Annotated in this window: 18 protein-coding genes; 7 read left to right on the top strand and 11 right to left on the bottom strand. The window is 39.8% G+C overall.

The window, feature by feature from the left end; all coding sequences use genetic code 11:
- Positions 1–15: 15 nt before the first annotated feature.
- A complete protein-coding gene (locus tag B9N78_RS09935) occupies positions 16–462 on the top strand; it encodes an iron-sulfur cluster assembly scaffold protein (protein WP_085101768.1) in 447 nt (148 codons plus the stop codon).
- 73 nt (positions 463–535) lie between these two features.
- Here B9N78_RS09935 and B9N78_RS09930 read toward each other — a convergent pair whose 3' ends face one another.
- The 3 genes from B9N78_RS09930 to B9N78_RS09920 all read right to left on the bottom strand — a co-directional run bounded on the left by B9N78_RS09930 (position 536) and on the right by B9N78_RS09920 (position 5,835).
- Positions 536–3,514, bottom strand: a complete 2,979-nt coding sequence (locus B9N78_RS09930; RefSeq protein ID WP_085101766.1) for a hybrid sensor histidine kinase/response regulator — start codon at positions 3,512–3,514, stop codon at positions 536–538.
- 61 nt (positions 3,515–3,575) lie between these two features.
- Entirely contained in the window at positions 3,576–4,640 is a 1,065-nt protein-coding gene (locus B9N78_RS09925) for an ABC transporter substrate-binding protein (RefSeq protein WP_085101765.1), read from the bottom strand.
- Between the two features lie 142 nt (positions 4,641–4,782).
- Positions 4,783–5,835: an endonuclease/exonuclease/phosphatase family protein gene (locus B9N78_RS09920; RefSeq protein ID WP_085101763.1), complete on the bottom strand. Its 1,053-nt coding sequence runs from the start codon at positions 5,833–5,835 to the stop codon at positions 4,783–4,785.
- A gap of 35 nt (positions 5,836–5,870) precedes the next feature.
- On the opposite strand from B9N78_RS09920, the gene B9N78_RS09915 reads away from it, so the two are divergent.
- Positions 5,871–6,653, top strand: coding sequence for a substrate-binding periplasmic protein (locus tag B9N78_RS09915; protein ID WP_085101761.1), 783 nt, complete (start codon positions 5,871–5,873; stop codon positions 6,651–6,653).
- A gap of 27 nt (positions 6,654–6,680) precedes the next feature.
- Here the strand turns inward: B9N78_RS09915 and B9N78_RS18155 are convergent, their stop codons facing one another.
- On the bottom strand, positions 6,681–6,851 hold the full coding sequence (locus B9N78_RS18155; protein ID WP_170921408.1) for a hypothetical protein: 171 nt from the start codon (positions 6,849–6,851) through the stop codon (positions 6,681–6,683).
- 80 nt (positions 6,852–6,931) lie between these two features.
- Positions 6,932–7,429, bottom strand: a complete 498-nt coding sequence (locus B9N78_RS09910) for a hypothetical protein (protein WP_085101759.1) — start codon at positions 7,427–7,429, stop codon at positions 6,932–6,934.
- An 83-nt stretch (positions 7,430–7,512) separates the two neighbouring features.
- Between B9N78_RS09910 and B9N78_RS09905 the strand changes: the two genes are divergently transcribed.
- On the top strand, positions 7,513–8,076 hold the full coding sequence (locus B9N78_RS09905) for a hypothetical protein (protein ID WP_085101757.1): 564 nt from the start codon (positions 7,513–7,515) through the stop codon (positions 8,074–8,076).
- Between the two features lie 113 nt (positions 8,077–8,189).
- Positions 8,190–8,528 carry a hypothetical protein gene (locus tag B9N78_RS09900; protein ID WP_085101755.1) on the top strand — a complete coding sequence of 113 codons (339 nt, stop codon included), beginning with the start codon at positions 8,190–8,192 and terminating at the stop codon, positions 8,526–8,528.
- Here B9N78_RS09900 and B9N78_RS09895 read toward each other — a convergent pair.
- Positions 8,525–9,235, bottom strand: coding sequence for a peptide arginase family protein (locus tag B9N78_RS09895; protein WP_085102354.1), 711 nt, complete (start codon positions 9,233–9,235; stop codon positions 8,525–8,527). The genes B9N78_RS09900 and B9N78_RS09895 overlap by 4 nt on opposite strands.
- Before the next feature lie 425 nt (positions 9,236–9,660).
- Here B9N78_RS09895 and B9N78_RS18150 point away from each other — a divergent pair, with 425 nt between their 5' ends.
- Complete coding sequence (locus B9N78_RS18150; RefSeq protein WP_170921407.1) at positions 9,661–9,855, top strand: hypothetical protein; 195 nt, start codon at positions 9,661–9,663, stop codon at positions 9,853–9,855.
- 166 nt (positions 9,856–10,021) lie between these two features.
- Here the strand turns inward: B9N78_RS18150 and B9N78_RS09890 are convergent, their stop codons facing one another.
- Positions 10,022–10,678 carry a LexA family transcriptional regulator gene (locus B9N78_RS09890; protein WP_085101753.1) on the bottom strand — a complete coding sequence of 219 codons (657 nt, stop codon included), beginning with the start codon at positions 10,676–10,678 and terminating at the stop codon, positions 10,022–10,024.
- A gap of 162 nt (positions 10,679–10,840) precedes the next feature.
- Here B9N78_RS09890 and B9N78_RS09885 point away from each other — a divergent pair, with 162 nt between their 5' ends.
- Positions 10,841–11,140: a hypothetical protein gene (locus B9N78_RS09885; RefSeq protein WP_085101751.1), complete on the top strand. Its 300-nt coding sequence runs from the start codon at positions 10,841–10,843 to the stop codon at positions 11,138–11,140.
- Here B9N78_RS09885 and rnr read toward each other — a convergent pair.
- From rnr to B9N78_RS09870, 3 genes are all read right to left on the bottom strand, one after another.
- Positions 11,137–13,404, bottom strand: coding sequence for a ribonuclease R (gene rnr, locus B9N78_RS09880; protein ID WP_085101749.1), 2,268 nt, complete (start codon positions 13,402–13,404; stop codon positions 11,137–11,139). The two genes, B9N78_RS09885 and rnr, sit on opposite strands and share 4 nt — an antisense overlap.
- Before the next feature lie 96 nt (positions 13,405–13,500).
- Positions 13,501–14,607, bottom strand: coding sequence for a tetraacyldisaccharide 4'-kinase (lpxK, locus tag B9N78_RS09875; protein ID WP_085101747.1), 1,107 nt, complete (start codon positions 14,605–14,607; stop codon positions 13,501–13,503).
- Between the two features lie 102 nt (positions 14,608–14,709).
- On the bottom strand, positions 14,710–15,444 hold the full coding sequence (locus tag B9N78_RS09870; protein ID WP_085101745.1) for a Bax inhibitor-1/YccA family protein: 735 nt from the start codon (positions 15,442–15,444) through the stop codon (positions 14,710–14,712).
- 555 nt (positions 15,445–15,999) lie between these two features.
- On the opposite strand from B9N78_RS09870, the gene B9N78_RS09865 reads away from it, so the two are divergent.
- Positions 16,000–16,209: a TOBE domain-containing protein gene (locus tag B9N78_RS09865; RefSeq protein WP_085101743.1), complete on the top strand. Its 210-nt coding sequence runs from the start codon at positions 16,000–16,002 to the stop codon at positions 16,207–16,209.
- Between the two features lie 111 nt (positions 16,210–16,320).
- Here the strand turns inward: B9N78_RS09865 and B9N78_RS09860 are convergent, their stop codons facing one another.
- Positions 16,321–17,262 carry a calcium/sodium antiporter gene (locus B9N78_RS09860; protein ID WP_085101741.1) on the bottom strand — a complete coding sequence of 314 codons (942 nt, stop codon included), beginning with the start codon at positions 17,260–17,262 and terminating at the stop codon, positions 16,321–16,323.

Raw genomic sequence — 17,262 nt, 5'->3', positions numbered from 1 at the left:
AACACGGAGAACAAAATGATTGATCCTTTAGACAGTTTACTTTCAGATATACAGCATGAATGTGACAATGCCGCTGTAGATATGTTCGGCGCGGAGACCACTGCCAGATGGAAAAGCCCTTCATTCGCAGCAATCATGGAACATCCTGATTCCGTTGGAGAAATGACAGGAAGTTGCAATGACAGTATAAAAATATTTCTTAAATTTGATGGCAACAGAATATGTAAAGCATCATTTTATACAACAGGTTGCGGAGCCAGCATCGTAAGCGCGGACGCGGTTTGTGAGTTGTCATCTGGAAAAACAATTGATGAAGCGTCTGAAATTGACGGCGAAGACATTATCAGAACTCTAGGCAAAGTCCCGGAAGACAAGAAACACTGCGCTCACCTTGCATCATCAGCTTTGCAGGAAGCTTTGGGAACATGGCTGGAGATGAATAAAAAGAATAATCCTTTATAAATTTAAGCCTCATTTAAAGTTAAACCCCGCTTTTTTTAAAATGCGGGGTTTATTCATTTTCTTGCGGGAACACCTAAGAAGTAAATTTTAAGATATTTTTAACAAGTGTGATCTTCTTAATCGGCTTGGACAGATGCCCGCTGCATCCGGCGTCAAGGCTGAGCTGAGAATCATGCGCTGACTCATTTGCAGTCAAAGCAACTACAGGAGTTTCAGGATACCCGTTCATTTTTTCATAAGCCCGTATTTCTCTAGTTGCTTCATATCCATTAAGATTAGGCATCTGAATATCCATCAAAACCAAATCGTAATTATGCTTTTTATACATTGCAACGGCTTCTGCACCATCCTCTGCGCAAGTAATCCTGAACGGAGTATCTTTAAGGAAAAATTCGATCAGAGTCCTATTTGCTTCCGAATCTTCAGCAAGCAATATCCTCGTCGGCAGGAGTTCTTTTTCTACCGCTGAATCTGCAAATTCCGGATCGACAGGTTCAAAAAGATTAAGCATAGCATTCAGCAGAACTCCGCGGGTAAGAGGCCAGCGGGCACTGCCGCGTACACCGAAAAGTTTATTTATTTCAGGCCTATTACTGCTGTCTCCAGGGGAAGATGAAAGTAAACAAACTGCCGGAGACGGTAATTTCAACCCTTCCTTAATGGCTTCGACTTCACCGAGTCCATCTTCATCACCAAGCTTTTCAGAAATAATTACAAGATCTATTTTCTCGCTGGCTTTAATCGAATCTAAAGCTAAAAAACTGTTTTCAACATGAATACAATTTCCACCCCAACTAGATAAACATTTACAAATATAATTACGAACAACAAAAATTTTATCAACCACCAGAACATTTCGTCCCTGCATTACTTTTCTGATTCTGCTATCAAGCGGATTATCTTCTTCAGCTTTTTCAACAGTAATTTCAGCTGTGAAAAGGGCCCCGCCGGACTCAATATTTTGAGCTTTAATATTACCATTCATAAGTGTTACAAGATTCTTAGTAATCGCAAGGCCAAGTCCGGTCCCACCGTATTTACGGGTTGTAGAAGAATCGGCCTGTGTAAAATTCTCAAAAATAACTTCAGCTTTATCTTCTGCTATTCCAATACCGGTATCAGCAACCTTGATAGACAGAACAATGATACCATCACTCTCAGCACGGCTTGATATATCCAGACATACAGTTCCTTCAGTGGTAAACTTAATCGCATTGCCTAAAAGATTAACTATAATCTGTTTGATCCTGGTAGAATCACCAATCAAAATCGCAGGGGTGTCAGGATCAATGTGACAAGCGAGTATAAGGTCCTTTTTCCACGCAGTAACAGACATAATTCCGGAAACTTCATCAACCAGCGTATCTAAATTGAACGGAGCTTTTTCTAAAGTCAATTTACCGGACTCTATCTTTGACAAGTCAAGAATGCCGTCTATCAGCGCCAAAAGAGCTTTGCCGGAATCACGGAAAATCGTGACATAACTTTTCTGTTCAGAAGAAAGAGCCGTGTCTCTGAGCATATCTGCCATGCCTAGAATTGAGTTCATAGGAGTACGGATTTCATGACTCATCTGCGCAAGAAATTCACTTTTTGTCTGATTAGCAACTTCCACACGTGCAATAGCTTCTTCAAGCTGCTTCAATGTTTCAGAAAGATGCGCCGAATTACGTTCTTCAACTTCTTTTGCCCCGAGTAATTCTGCAGCATATCGTTGCAATTCTTCTTCATCTAACTTTCGGTCAGTAACATCACGCACTACGCTGAGAAGAACGTCTGCTCCGCGATATACAATTTTCCGCGAGCGGACTTCACAATGGATAGTAAGTCCGGCTTTAGTCACCATAGGACACTCAAAACTGTCAATTAATCCGCCACTGAGGATATCATGCAGAACAGTCCGCAAAGCTGATCGCTCATGAGCAGGAATAAGCTCAAAAAAAGTTTTCCCTAATAATTCTTCGCGCGAGTATCCCAGCAGTGTAACAACTTGGCAATTTGTTTCCCAAAAAAGACCGTCTAGATCAGTAATGCAGACAAGGTCTCCGACGTTATCAAAAAAGAACTGATACTCTTCCAGATCTTTGGTTTTCCGTAAACTTTCGAGCATTGAAGATAAGGATTTCTCAAGAGCATTGATTTCATAAATGCAGCTACCCTTGGCCTGAATATCTAAATCCAACCCTTTTGAAATATCCTCAGCAGCATCACTGATGACACGCAGAGGTTTACCCAGCTTATTACTGAGAATTAAAACAATAAGAAGACAAAGAAATGTCACGATGGCTAAAAGAGGCAGAGAAAGCAAAAAAGCTCTTGTTATGGATCTGTTAAGCCTAGTATCAGATGTAAAATAAGAAAGTCCCGGCACGAGAGCACTACGGTAAAGCACCCCTCCAAGATTGCGGTCAAGGCGGACAAGCAGCATTTTGTCTGAAATAATATTGCCCATTTTTAATTCTTGCTCTTTACCTGACATCAAATCAAAAGCTTTGCCGGAAGTAAATAAAAAGAGTTTTCCGCCGCCGCTTGATTGAAGAGCAGAATCAATACCTGATCTGGAAAGATCCACAACGCAGGCAGCACTACCTACAATTTGAGATCTGCTGCGAATGGGAACGGAAAAGACGGTAATGAACTTACCACTCGAAGAACGGCATAAAATACTGCGAGAAGGAGAATGATTAAGGGCTTCTCTGACAATTTTTTCATCATACTTTTGTGATGTGGAAGAAAATATTTTATCATCACCTTTACGCAGAATAAAATAATCCACGCCAGGCGGAACCTGATCATATTCGGTCAGCTTTTCGGCAAGGGGATAGTCAACCCCGAGCATCATGGTAACCCTGATTGAATTATCTCTGCCGAGTTCGCTGAGACGGGCCATAGCCCTATTCAAAAAGCTGTAAACCTCTATACTATGCCCTTCCCCCTCAGCACTGACACGGTCATAAAACTCTACCCTTAAGCTCTTAATATAACTGTAAGAAAGCACACCGCCAAACGAAAGAGCTGAAATAAGAGCAATACCGCAAATAGATGCAACCATTAGAGTAGACAATCTGTAACAATTTCTACCTTCTATATTGTTAACCAAGTTAAACAATTAATTACCTGTAAATGGCATCTGAAGCCATTAAAATATCACTGGGAATATTTATCCCCAACTCTTTAGCTCTGCTGAGGTTAAAAACAAAGGCATAACGCTTAGCATCTTCGATTGGAAGATCCCCGGCTTTATGTCCGTTTAAAATTAAAGCGACAAGAGTCCCTGCCTGCCGCCCCATTGAAATAAAGTCCACTCCTGCCCCGCCAAGCATACCAAGCTGCGCAAAGGAATAATTTATCGGAATTTCCGGCTTACGGCTATTTTTAACAGTCCACCTGATAATTTCGGCAGTATCATGTGTAACACCGTTCTTATCTTTTAATAGAGTAGCTGCAGGATATATTGTTCCAACACTTGGGTCAGAAGAAATTTTCAAAATAAGTTTCTTATAACTCTCCCATGACGATGAGACCTTAAATTCAAAAGCAATATCAACAGACTCTTCAGACAATTCGCGATGAATCTGCTTTATCACTGCCTTACCTGTAAAAGAATCATCTGAAATAATAACAGCTTTAGTCAACCCCGGCATTATTTTTTTCTGAACTTTAAAAGCTTCGACAAAATGGAGTTTTTCGATAACGCCTGTTATATTATGTCCCGGCTTTTGCCTTGAATCCATCCACTTTATGGTATCATTATAATCTTCAGGCTGTCCGTTTAGGCCGGAAAAAACTATTTGAACATCAGAATCTACAAGCTTAAGAGCAACTGCGCCAAAAGCATTGTCATCCACAACAACTACTACATCAGGATGGACATCTTTGATTTTAGCTAAAACAATTTCACCCTGCGATTTAATCAAGGAAGGAGTATTATTAGTTTTTTTTGAATCCATGGCATAAGTATGAATTATTATATTTTCACCGTCTTTGAATCCAGCCTTGGCGACGGCTTCAAGCACGCCATGATACTGCGGAAAGCCGCAAAGATCATCGCTGTCATAACTGCTGACAATGAAGATAGTCTTTGGCTGCTCGCTTGCCGCAAGGGCAATAAAGGGAGAAAAACTCATACAAAGCAAAAAACCACATACCGTTAGATAAAAAACAAATAGTTTCCCCATGTCCGCTCCACATTCCAGAATTGAGTGGAAATCACCTTCACCCGATGCCATATTGCGTATACAGTGTAGCATTTTTCAGGACATTAAAAAGACAAACATGTAGCGCAATAAATTATTCAATCAATAATTAAATTCCAGACAGCTATTTTTGCAGTATTTTAAAAACTCCTACAAGTGGAAGATGATCAGAAGACTGCAAATCATGCACAATTTCGACATCTTCTATATTAAACTCTTTTGAATAAAACAGAAAATCGTAACGATGCTTTCTTTCTGGAAATGTAAAATGCTTATGAATATCTTCTGTACTTGACGATTTATCAATAATTGATTCTCTCATTTCATGTAAATCATCCCATAGTGCTCTAAGTACAGGAGGCTTAAGCATATCATCTGAAGGAACAGGTGTACCTCTTATGTATGCCTGAAAATTGAAATCACCTCCAATGATGAAACTATCAGAATTATCGGAATTTTTTATCCATTTAGATAAATATCTAATCTGTTCAAGTCTTGCAGTCCTGTTCCACACACAGAGGTGAACATTATAGAATGAGATTGTACGGTTCCCGGCAAGCACTTTAACTTGCTGCATCGTAGACTTCCACAGTAATGGATAATAAAAGATATCTACCAACTTATTTTCAAAATTAGGTTTGCAAGAAGTAAGAGTATATTTGTTAGAAATTATAGGAAATTTAGAAATAACAACTGTAGATTTAACAATTTGATGTTCTTTCCGAAGCGGAAAATAAAAATTCCAATCTATGACTGGAGCGGCATAATTCCAACCAAGTCGATTCATTATGTATTCAAGCTGATTGACATAGCCAGATCGTTTTGAATTTAGATCGACTTCTTGCAACAATAGAATGTCCGCATTTTTCTCTTTAACCAAGCTGATAAAGTTATCAAGATTTTGTGAATAAAAAGATAAAGGATGCTCATCAGCCAATGTGTTCTGCATAGATCCTGCGGCAAAACCTAGATTGTAGCTTATAACTGTGAGCGACTTATTTTTTAAATCTACACTTCCTGCGCTTTCATTTAAATTCAGCACAACACCATCTTGAACATTACTGATTTTATACTCAGGATCACTAATCCATCTGTAGAGAAACCATAAAATTACAGCGCACAATAGAATGATTAAAATAATTACAAAAGGTTTTAGAAAAGTATAAAAGATCTTCATTACAACCCCTTAACCTGTATTATAAATTAGGTCATATGCCCACATTTAGTATAAAAATGTTCAGACTAATTAATAAAGTTATTTTATTTACAGCAATATTATCGGTGAGTTACATAGGATGTCTTTCTGCCCAAGAAATTCATAAAGAAAAAATTACCATTCTGTTTGGTCATCGGTTTCCGCCATTCTACTCAATTATCAACAAAAGCGAAATTCATCCTCAGTTTAAAGGGCTTTTCATAGATATATTAGAAAAGTTTGCAAAGAGCCATCCACAATATGAAATTGAATACAAATGTCTTCCAAGAGAACGAATTAACAAAGTATTAACTGAAGAAAAAGCAGACTGCTTCGCATTATCCGATCCGATGTTTTTATCCAAAGAAATACAAAGTAAATTTGTTCACTCTGTTCCTTTATGGAAATTAAGTGATCATTTATTAGTAAGGGTAAATTCAGATATTACGGAATCAAATATTGAAAAACTCAGTGGCAAAAAAATAGCAGTGCTGCATGGCAATAGTTATGGCCCATTAGATGAATATTTTTCTAAAGGGATAATACATAAGCAGGCTGTATACCGCACATCGCAATTCTTTAAACTGCTAATGGCGGGAAGAGTTGATGGAGCAATCTGTAATAAAAAGACCTTACCAGCACTGATAAGTAGGTCCAAGTACTCGAAAGATGCTTTCAGACTTATTGAAAACCCTCTTTACGAGTATAATCTACATTTGCTGATAACACGGAACAAGCTAGATTTCTTAGCTGATTTCAACGCTTTTATAATAGAAAACAAAATTCCTGCATTGAATTAAAAATCACAACATAAATTACGATTTTTTTTATTCCTTAGGGAAATACAATGGGCAATATTGACCTTCAATCCTATCAAGTTTAACGACCTGCGGTTCTTCAATTTTTTTTGAATTCATGGAGTAATAAACTTCCATACCAGACTGAAACAGCATAACGCCGCTTATAATAACTAAAACCAAAGCCAGAATCTTCTGCATCGACAATCTCCAATAGGGATTAATTTTCTCATCCGTATTTCAATGCAAAAAACGAGCCCGACGAAGGGGATTTTCCCCCTTTAAGGACACTTCAGTTTCATAATTTCAGTCTGAGTATTTTTAGCCCTTTTCAGTTTGTCTCCGCATGAATATTCCACATATAAATATTTGCCTTTTCCCGGATATGGATCTCCGCAAATCTGACTTCCTACAATAATTTTACATCCATCAGCACCTTCGCACATTTCGGTTAATGCCTCTTTTGCATCACAAAAATATTGCTTGTATCCCAGTTCATTTCCAAGTTCAAAGCTGACATTTCCATACTTTGCACTCTCGATTCTGATAGAATCTTCACGGTAAACGACCTGCGTTTTATTGTTACCGGAAAGAGTTACCTCATCAGGATCAACAGGCTTACTGTATTCAATAGATTCGACATTCTCACGAGAAACAGGAACGGTTAGAACCTTTCCATCTTTCAAAGTAATTTTCATGTCTGCTGATAAATCTTGCACATAAACAAAAGCAGATAAAATTAACACCAAAGGAAACATTTTCCTGACAAGGTTATTCATGCTACGCTCCTTTCAAAATCCATTTTTTATGTATATATATTAATCGGAAACATCATACCAGCAAAACGAGCAGGTCTCTACCCATGCAAAAAATAATACTTCTGACACTGACAATAATAGCACTGTCGGTTTCAACGACTTCCGGTAAAGACAGTTCTGCGCTTAATGATCTTAAAAGACCTGAATTCAATTTTAGGCTGTCTGATACAGCACCGGAGCAGCCTGCTGCTAACACTGCTAAAAAAATCAACAACTCACGTTTTGCAGGAGTATTTCAAGGAACTGTTACCGTTCACTATACAAAAAAAATGGTTACGACTACAGCCGAGATGACAATCGATACTGACATTAAAAACATAAGCAAAAGCCACTATAACTACTACGTCATACCGGCCGAAGACTTCTATAAGGAATACGCGTGGGTACTGGATGGAATGAAAATACTTAGAACTGTGACCATATCAGATAATACAATTTATATTACAGACATTATTAATTATGAAGAAGACGGTGGCAATTCTCAGATACGGACATTAGTATTCAGCCCGGATTTATCAGCTCTTACATTCTTAAAAACAGAATTTGATGACGAAAAAACAATGCCTGCCACAGGACATATAATAGGTAGATTTAAACGAATTAAATAGTTACCGAGATTTATAAAAACACTATAACCGACTCTAACTTCTTGTGAATTATTATTTTTTAGGAGATACTGAAATACACGCCTAATCGTTATTTCAAAATCGGAGCTTAACTGATGTATATATTAAAAAAAGGACAGGATAATAAATTTCAAGACCTTATCCCACTTGGTGAGACCAATTGGCCTGAAAATGTAAAAGCGGAAATCTGCGAATTTTTCAAAGACGCAGGTGTCGATGACCCCATGAAACAAAAATTAGTCGAACCGGGGCTTGAAGGATTCAGACGCAAAGAAAGCGGAGACGAAATAGACTGGGAAGACGTTGTCGCTTACTTTAAATATGAAGCTCTAAGTGTTTTGGTTATGCATGATAAAAAATTCAAAGAAAAAGCTGAAAAACTTTACAATGAATTTTTCGCTAACCATAAGTTTAAAGTTTGGAATAAAGACTAAGCAGGCAAATTAAAATCAATTCCGAGTCCCTCAGTTACCAACTGGAGAACGGACTCGGCTCCTTGCCATCCGCCTGTGCATTCAGGGCTTAGGCTCACCGTCAGTGAAACAATTACACCTGAATCAAGGCAGGTACGTATCCCCTTTACAAAATTAATAATATACATGTCGGTAAACAGTTTTTCCATCTGCCCGCTGCTCATTCTGCTGAAGAAATAATCAAGATCAAGATTAAAAATCCATTTTCCTTTTAATTCAACAAGAGCAGCAGGAAACTCCCATGGTTCATATGCTGCGTAACGGATATCTTTTGGTGCTGAACCTTTGCCATGTGTTGCAAAAGCCCATTCTTTAACTTGTTTACGATACTTTTCAATAAACAATCCAAGGTAATTATCCCACCTGAATAGCGGAGTTACCGAAAAATAGTCATTATCATATCCGCAAGAAAGATATTCTTCGATGGATAGCGAACTGAACTCCTTATGAGGGAAATGAGAGTAGTCTTTATCAGAGAATAAAGCGTCATAGTGCCTATCAACGTGAAATAATCCTACATCAGAGTTTTGCTTTAAACTTGGAATCCAACACCAAAGCGCAGCCCGATGGTTATCCATTATAAAAACATTCTGCTCTTTCCACAAAAAATTAAGATTAATTGCAGTTGAATGATTACGACCCTTAAAATCAACTATCCACTCGCCCATACTTCCTCCACGCTGATAATTGCCAGCGATCTGCTTATACATTCGGTAAATTGAAAAGGAAAGGGATTGATTTTTTATGACTGATATCAAAGCGCGAAACATCATCAGCCTGCGGGCCAATTAATATGCCGCCAATACGACGGCATATTAATCAGAAAGACAGTAAAACAGATGTGTAAAGAAGTGTGTAATGAGAAGTCACTTTCCCGGCAAACGACAGGGGAGACATTTACCGAAATTTTTAAAAATTATTTACTTTTAAGATTAGACCTTAACTGCCCATCAACATTAATGTTAATGAAACTGTCCTAAAACCTAATCAGTTGAAGACTGATAAAATCATATCTGAATTTTACAATTCAACAGATTCTGATTTTATAAAGAAAATATTATTTTAAGCTGTCAATATTCAGGGGACTGCCACAGTGCGGGCAAACTCTTACGGTCTTGCCGAAAGTCGCTCCCATTATCCAGAACCGCGTAAACCAATCATCCGATCTTTTATTGGAATACTGGACGATAACCTGATTTCCGCACTTGCAATATCTTTCCTGCATGACAGTTCTCCTGACCTTGATCTTTTTAAATGGAAGGAATCACCTTCCCGCCAAACCTCTTGACATGTGACAACTTAAATCAATCATAACACAACACCTATGTCAATTAAAAATAAACATTATGGTTAAAAAAATAAACTACTCTTAAAAAATACCTAAAAAAAAGGCGAGATTACAACTCTAATGTTGTGCAATCTCGCCTAAACAAATATCCAAAAATTATGTTTATCTAATGATACTCACGGGAAACCCATACGACCTGACCAAGAACTCTCACGTTGGCAAGCTCATCTCCGCCAAGAAAAATTGGCGAATAATCTGTGTTGTCACTGTGAAGAACCACTTGTCCGGGACGTTTTTCAACACGCTTGACCATGACGGTATCTTCAACGCCGATTGCGTAAATCCCGCCGGCCAGAATACTGTCTTTGGACTGATCAACCAGTACGATATCCCCTGCTTTAAGCTCAGGTTCCATGCTGTTCCCGTAGACTTCCATCAAAACCATATTTGCCGGATTCCCTTTAGAACTTATCCAGCTTTTTTGAAAAGCGTAATAACTTTCTATAGTTCCACCAGTTTCAAACGACCCACCGCCAGCTGACAGCCTAGCCGCAACTTTGGGAATTCGTGTAAAATCATCAGCAAAAGCTTCTGCGCTTTCTTCTGGATGAGGCAGTCCGAGACCGGACTCAAGCCATGTTGAATCGATGTCGTAGCGAACTGATAAATCCAGAATCCAACGCGGAGGAACAGCCCCTTTCTTTTTAACTAATGAAATAGCCGCACGCCCGACACCAAGTTCACGAGCTAACTGGGCCTGAGTTGAAATATCTGTCTGCTCGCATAGCCTTTTAAAAAAGGAATCAAAATCTTTCGTTTGCATTACGCCCTCAAATCAATCAAAGTTTAACATACAAGTTCACTTATAGTTAACTTAGGCGAGGCAATATCGCAACCATTTTATAACAATAGAGCTCTTTTCAAATATCTTGGCTTGTAGTAAAGTATTTTTCTATTAAAAAGACACTTATTTGGAGCTTATTTCATGACAGATGAGAATGACTTGCAAGAGCTTGCAGCAGAATACGCAAGCTGTTTCGACTTTGACTTCGGAGATTCAGGAATTGCCCTGACTCTATCCGAAGATGCTCCGCCGGAATTAGTGAGCATGATCAAAGACGTACTCGGCGATTATACTCAAGAATCTCTTGTTAAGGTATACGAAAGCTTAAACATTATATCCGAAGCTGAAGATGTATTCAGCTGCGAAATAGATGAAAAAGTCTGCCCGCTATCAATTTTCTGCCGCATAGCCAGATGGTTAGATAAAACTAATGCTCGCTAAACATATTTCTTAAAATCTTCCCCGCCATCAACTACAGACAAGTTGGCTTCAAGCATATCAAGGCTTACCGAGTCAAGTTTAACCACAATCTTCTGTCCCAGCCTAAAGGCTTTACCGGTACGTTCACCGACAATCATCTGACGATCAGCCCAGAAAGTATAATAATCATCAGTCAAGTTAGCCAACCTGATCATACCTTCAGCCATAACTTCCTGAAATTCTACCCAGAATCCAAATTCCGCCATTGAGGAAATAATTCCGGTAAACTGCTCACCTACTTTATCTTTAAGGAATATAATAGTCAGCCGTTTGAGTATTTCACGTTCAGCTTCCATTGCAACACGCTCGCGACCGCTTAGATGACCACCGAGTCCGACAAGCTGCTTTTCTGCATGCATGGCCTGATGTTCATCACCGAGCGCAACCTTTAGAGCTCTATGGACAGTAAGGTCGGCGTAGCGTCTGATAGGTGAAGTAAAATGGCAGTAACACTCTGAGGCCAGTCCGAAATGACCTTCATTTTCAGGTTCATACTTAGCCTGTTTCATAGACCTGATCAGCATCCTGTTGACAAGAAATTCCTGATCTGCTCCTTCAGCACTGTTAAGAACCTGCTGCAATGATTGCGGGGTGACAGGATCAGGAACTTCACCGGCAATACCCATTTTCTTAAGTACCTTAAAGAAATTAGTGAGCTTCATCGAATCTGGACCGGGATGCACTCGGTAGAGGCAAGGCATTTCACGCGCAGTCAAAAATTCAGCTACAGCCTCGTTGGCTGCTATCATAAACTCTTCAATCATCTGATGTGCAAAATTGCGGATTCTAGGGCAGATATCTGTAGTTTCTCCCTGCAAATTGAACATAATTTCCGGCTCCGGCAGATCAAAATTCAGACTGCCCCGATCTTCTCTCCGAGCATTGATTTGACGGGCCAGTTTTTCCGCAATTTCAAGCATAGGAACAACGTCCTTAATCTTTGCACGCTCTTCTGCATCACCCTGAATAATTGCTTTGTAAACCTGATTATAGGTCAAGCGGGCATGGCTGCGGATGACCACCGGAGCAAACTTAGATGATAAAGGCTCACCGGATTTATTAAACTCAATGGTTGCGTTCATAGCAAGCCGTTCAACGTCAGGATTAAGACTGCAAAGCCCGTTACTGAGAGCTTCGGGGAACATCGGTTCAACAGATTTGGGGAAATAATATGAATTCCCACGTTTTCCGGCTTCACGATCCATAGGAGAATTCATTGCAACATAATGACTTACGTCCGCAATGGCGACTCTTAATCTGTATCCTTTCGGAGTTGTTTCAACATGGATTGCATCATCAAAATCTTTTGCAGTCTCACCATCGATGGTAACAAACTGAATTTCGCGCATATCTTCGCGAGATTTGAAATCATCTTCGCTTGGACGGTCAGGTAAAGCGGCCGCTTCCTCAAGCGCATTTTCAGGGAATTCCGTAGGAACTCCGTTATTAGCCTTAACTATAGCTTCCTGCACAAGGACGTCATCTTCCCGTCCAAGATACTTAAGAATTTTACCTTTCCACAAGTTAGGATTAATTCGATCACCGGGAGCAACTAATAATATATCCCCGCTGGAAACCTTTGAATAATCAAAAGCAACTTCAGTTGATCCAGATACGGAGGAGTCAACATTAGCTTTTTTAAAGTCTGATTTTTTTAACTTTCCACCAGCTGAAGAAGGAATTTGTACGGCCTCACTAGGTTCAACGACAATTCCGAAATCCAGTTTCGGTTCTGTGGGAGTACAAAGCAAAGCAGTTGCACCTGTAGGCCGGATAACTCTCACAGGAAAGACCTGCTTTCCTCTTTCAAGCACACTGAGAATGCGCCCTTCAGGATTTTTGCCGTTACTGCTGTTACCCAAAAGTGCAACGGAAACCCTGTCGCCGTGCCATGCTTCATTCATTGACCGTGGACGAATGAAAATATCTTTACGCCCTTTATCGTCAGGCAGAACAAACGCCGCACCTGATCTCTGAACTTGAAGCTTACCGGTAATCATATTCAGCTTTTCGAGAAGGCCGTACGCGCTTCCGGCCTTAACTATTTTTCCTTCACTTACCAGTTCAACCAGTAATTCTTTTACAAACTTGCGATGGCGTTTGGTTAAGCCAAGTCTTTTCTGAATTTCGCCGCCTGAAAGAGGCGTGGCACTGGAGCGCAAAATTTTTAGTACTTCATACGCCTTAATTACGCCGGGATTTTTGGAATGTTTCTTTTTACCCATGATAAATTTATCCTGATTCTAAATTGTTATGATTTAATTGTGCAGCTCATTCGGCTGCTGTTTTGAGATTGATTTGTTAAGTTAATTAATAAATTATTATTTGGAATTTTTATTTTCTTTCTTTCTACTTTCATAGGCCGGAGCAACCCTGTCCAGACTCCACCAGAGCTCGAAATTGCAAGGCTCTGTTTCATCAAAAAAGATGGACTCTTTAAATTCTACGCGCAGATCAATTGTATAGAAATCGTCACAACCGAGCCTGCGAAGTTTTACTGCATCTTTGGGAGTACATATTATTTTAGCAGCGCCGGTCTTTTCACTCTTAGCCCTGATCAACCGGACATCTTGCACGTTATAGGGATGATGATCTTTAAAGATCATATGCTCACATGGTTCTTGCCCGATAAATTTGAGACTGTCGCGGTAAAACTGTTCCGGCTTTCCTATACCTGAAACCAACATATATTTTTCGTCACCGAAAGGAAGAGATTCTCCTCCCCTCAAAAATTTAAGTCCCTCAGCTTTCAAATTGAATTGGAAAACAGGTTTTTTATATTTGCCGAGTCTATCTTCTATAACATCTTTCATGGAATTAAAATCATCCGCCGGACTTTTAACAAAAAAGACATCTGCCCGTTTAAGTCCGTTTTTACCTTCGCGCCATGTTCCGCGCGGAATGACCTTATTCCAGCCATCGGTAAAATCATCAGGAGTCATTAAAACAAAGTCCAGATCACGCCGTACAGCCATGTGCTGAAATCCGTCATCAAGCACTATTAAATCCGGTTTAAACTGCTTAGTAGCCCAATTACCTGAACGCTTCCGCACTGGATCAACAACGATCCGTGCATACGGATTTTCAGTTGCGAGCATCAAAGGTTCATCTCCGGATTCTTCTACAGGACTTGCAGCAGTAACCAGATAAGGAAGCTTTGGAGGGTGAACACCGTAACCGCGACTTAGAAGAACAGACTGCATCCCCTGTCTCTCGGCCCAGGCTAAGAGCCAACCGGACAAAGGAGTCTTACCGCTTCCACCGGACCCTATATTACCCACAGAGATGCAGGGACATACAGGTTCAAAACGGGTGAAAGAATTCCTATTGTAAAGCTTAGCGCGACAAGCCATCACCGAGCTGTAGACATAACCGGCAGGGGTAAGAACAGGACTTAAAATATTTTGCGCGGTGCGTAACAGAGCCATTATTTCATCACCTGAAAAATCAAGGGGAACCTGACGGCTCCCCTTGATAATATTATTGATCCAAGCAAGCTGTAAACAGCTACATTCATAAAGGATTCACGATTAATCGCGGGCAGCTCCCATGAATCTCAAAAGGAAAAGGAACAAGTTGATAAAATCAAGATAGAGAGTCAGCGCACCCATGATTGTTCCGCGTCTAAGCGCAGTTTCATCACCTGATGGCACCATTTCACCCATATCTTTGAGTTTCTGAGAATCGTGAGCAGTCAATCCTGCAAAAACGATTACACCGATAACTGAAATTACAAATTCCATTGCGGAACTGTGCATGAACATGTTCACGACAGAAGCGATAATAATACCGATAAGTCCCATGAACATGAAAGAGCCCATTCCGGTAAGATCTTTTTTAGTAGTCAGACCGTAAAGACTCAAAGCAGCAAACATCCCTGCGGTGACAAGGAAAGTCTGGAAGATGGAAGAAGCTGTGTAAGCCATCAAAAGTACAGATAAAGTCAGACCGTTAAGCCCGCTGTAAGCCATAAAAAGACCAGTCGCCGCACTTGCAGAAAGGGATCTGATACGCGCACTTAGATAAAAAACAAGGCCGACTTCACCGACAAGAGCAATCCAGAATAACATGGTCGGTCCGTATGCTCCGGTTTCCATATTCTGCGCGAAAACCAGATTCATGACAGCAGGAGTTGATGTGGCAAACCACGCAACAGCGGCTGTCATCAAAAGGCCCAGACTCATCCAGTTATAAACTCCACGCATGAAGGCATTAAGGATTTCCGGTTTAGATCTAACTGCACCGGCAGAACCAAATTTACTCATAATTTTTTCCTCACAATTATTTTTCATCTACTAAGTCAAAGCAGAGAGTCTTAATCTACAGCCTTTTAGCACTGCTCTTAAAAAACTCCGCTCATATTCAACGGGCTTCGTTCTCCTAAAGATAGTCACCTTCTGCTAAACAGGCAAGACTTTTAGGAGAGTACTTTTATATCACACTTTAATAATGATTATTTTTTGATATTTACTTTCAGAACAGTCCCTTAACTAGGCATAACTCTATATAGCGCCAACAGCTTAGATAGATTCATATTTTTACAGAAAAAAAATGAATCTAAAGTATCACCAAAAAATTTGAAACAATTTGTATATCCGACAATTTTAAAATTGCATGTCCTGTTATAATAGTAAAAATAAGATGTTACCACAAATAGCAATTTTACAAGCTAAAATCACAGGTTTTATTTTTTTAAGCATAATACAATGCTCTTGACTTTTAAAATAATACAACCCTATTTATTGCCAGACGAAATTACAAAGTCATTGCGCGGCAATGACATCATTACCTTATAACTTAAATATTAAAAGGAAAATACTATGCAACTTAGCGCACGTAATCTTATCCCCGGAACAATCAAAGAAATCACTGTCGGTATGGTTAACGCTGAAGTCGTTATTGAAATTTCAGCAGGCGTAGAAGTCGTTTCTGTCATCACAAAAAGTTCCGTCGACAGAATGGGTCTTAAAAAAGGCGACAAAATCAGCGCTATGATCAAAGCAACCAGCGTTATGGTAGCTAAAGACTAACACACATTATCGTTTAGCTATACAGCTAAGTAATAATTAAAAAAATCCTCCGCCAGAGTATTCCGGCAGAGGATTTTTTTATTAACTTAGACTTTATTTTGAAAGACATGGTCAGCTCATAAAATCCTGAACCCAGCGCAGTATGCTCAGCATAATAAGAATTGCCCCCTCTGTGCGGGAGACTTTCCAGCCGGTACGGATAAATAGAAGAACTAATGCTACCATAGCAACAAGTATAGTGAGACCGGACATTGCCTCAGGTGAAACATTCAGCGGCTTCATAATACAGGTCAGCCCGAGCACCCCTGCAAAATTAAAGAAATCACTGCCGATAAGATTACCAAGCAGCATTTCGTTACGTCCTTTCAATGATGCGGCAAGACATGTTGCCAGTTCCGGCAAAGATGTTCCGGCAGCAACAATAGTCATACCGATAACCCAGTTGGACACGCCGAAATGAGTTGCAATTGCGGAAGCTGAATCAACCATAAAATCACCGCCAATCGCAATTCCTACAAATCCTGCAACCAATTTAGCCCAATCCATCTTGCTGATTTCACAAACTTCTTTCTCCGCATGTGGAATACCTGAAAGAGCTCTGGAAGCTCTTTTACTGTGCACAATCAGATAAACAATATATCCGATCAGAATTGTTACCAGCAAGACTCCGGCTCCGCGCCCTAAATTACCGAAATAAGCAAGCCCCAGAATAAGAGCTGTGGTTGCAAGCAATAGCGGAGTATCACGCAAAGCCAGTGCCCGCGTTGTAGGAAGAGGCTTAATCAGAGCCATAATCCCTAAAATAAAACCAAGATTAAAAATATTTGAACCGACTACATTGGATAATGATAAATCGGAAAGCCCTTTAAATGCAGCAGTGGCCGTAACCAGGAACTCAGGAGCGGATGTCCCGAAGGCAACTATGGTAAGACCGATTATAAGATCGGAAACTTCATATTTTTTAGCAATTTTGGATGCAGACTCCACAATCCAGTCAGCACCGAACCAAAGCAAAAAAATACTGATAATGAAATATATAGCATTAGAAACCAT

Source organism: Desulfovibrio gilichinskyi (assembly GCF_900177375.1).
GTDB lineage: Bacteria > Desulfobacterota > Desulfovibrionia > Desulfovibrionales > Desulfovibrionaceae > Maridesulfovibrio > Maridesulfovibrio gilichinskyi.
This window is presented reverse-complemented; position numbering and strand designations above follow the sequence as displayed.